Source organism: Alkaliphilus peptidifermentans DSM 18978, from assembly GCF_900101495.1.
GTDB classification, from domain to species: Bacteria; Bacillota; Clostridia; order Peptostreptococcales; family Natronincolaceae; genus Alkaliphilus_C; species Alkaliphilus_C peptidifermentans.
On sequence record NZ_FMUS01000067.1, the window covers coordinates 1 to 1,725 of the forward strand.

Sequence of the window (1,725 nt, forward strand, 5' to 3'; positions counted from 1 at the left end):
CGTGGTAGGCGAGCATTCTGTAAGGGTTGAAGCTAGACCGGAAGGACTGGTGGACTTTACAGAAGAGAGAATGTTGGCATGAGTAGCGAGAGGCAGGTGAGAATCCTGCCCGTCGAAAACCTAAGGTTTCCTGAGGAAGGCTCGTCCGCTCAGGGTAAGTCGGGACCTAAGCCGAGGCCGAAAGGCGTAGGCGATGGACAACAGGTTGAGATTCCTGTACCACCTTGAATCGTTTGAGAGATGGGGTGACACAGTAGGATAGGTCATGCGCACCGTTGGTTGTGTGCGTCTAAGCCGGTAGGGAGTTAGAATAGGCAAATCCGTTCTAACATATCCTGAGAAGTGATGGGGAGCGAAATTAAGTAGCGAACTGACTGATTCCACACTGTCAAGAAAAGCCTCTATCGAGATTTATAGGTGCCCGTACCGCAAACCGACACAGGTAGGTGAGGAGAGAATCCTAAGACGATCGGGATAACTATTGTTAAGGAACTCGGCAAAATGACCCCGTAACTTCGGGAGAAGGGGTGCCGGATTTGGTGAAGGACTTGCTCCGTAAGCCTTATCCGGCCGCAGAGAATAGGCCCAAGCGACTGTTTAGCAAAAACATAGGTCTCTGCTAAGTCGAAAGACGACGTATAGGGGCTGACGCCTGCCCGGTGCTGGAAGGTTAAGGGGAAGTGTTAGGGTAACCGAAGCACAGAACTTAAGCCCCAGTAAACGGCGGCCGTAACTATAACGGTCCTAAGGTAGCGAAATTCCTTGTCGGGTAAGTTCCGACCCGCACGAAAGGCGTAACGATTTGGGCGCTGTCTCAACAATAGACCCGGTGAAATTGTAATACCAGTGAAGATGCTGGTTACCCGCGACAGGACGGAAAGACCCCGTGGAGCTTTACTGTAGCCTGACATTGGATTTTGGTACTACATGTACAGGATAGGTGGGAGACTGAGAAGCCAGGACGCTAGTTTTGGTGGAGTCGACGTTGGGATACCACTCTTGTAGTACTGAAGTTCTAACCATGGACCGTGAATCCGGTCTTGGGACACTGTCAGGTGGGCAGTTTGACTGGGGCGGTCGCCTCCTAAAAAGTAACGGAGGCGCCCAAAGGTTCCCTCAGCACGGTCGGAAATCGTGCGTAGAGTGCAAAGGCATAAGGGAGCTTGATTGCGAGACATACAGGTCGAGCAAGGACGAAAGTCGGGCTTAGTGATCCGGTGGTTCCGAGTGGAAGGGCCATCGCTCAACGGATAAAAGCTACCCCGGGGATAACAGGCTGATCTCCCCCAAGAGTCCACATCGACGGGGAGGTTTGGCACCTCGATGTCGGCTCATCACATCCTGGGGCTGAAGTAGGTCCCAAGGGTTGGGCTGTTCGCCCATTAAAGTGGTACGCGAGCTGGGTTCAGAACGTCGTGAGACAGTTCGGTCCCTATCCGTCGCGGGCGCAGGAAATTTGAGAGGAGCTGTCCTTAGTACGAGAGGACCGGGATGGACATACCACTGGTGTACCAGTTGTTCTGCCAAGAGCATCGCTGGGTAGCTATGTATGGCAGGGATAAGTGCTGAAGGCATCTAAGCACGAAGCCCCCCTCAAGATAAGATTTCCCATCTCGAAAGAGAGTAAGACCCCAGAAAGACTATCTGGTTGATAGGTCGGAGGTGTAAGTGCAGTAATGTACTAAGCTGACCGATACTAATAGGTCGAGGGCTTGACCAAAAAAA

1 rRNA gene is annotated in these 1,725 nt (G+C 52.3%); it reads left to right on the plus strand.

The features are described from left to right. Window positions 1–1,720 (plus strand): 23S ribosomal RNA (locus BLP68_RS21235); the annotation flags it as partial. Window positions 1,721–1,725: the final 5 nt, after the last annotated feature.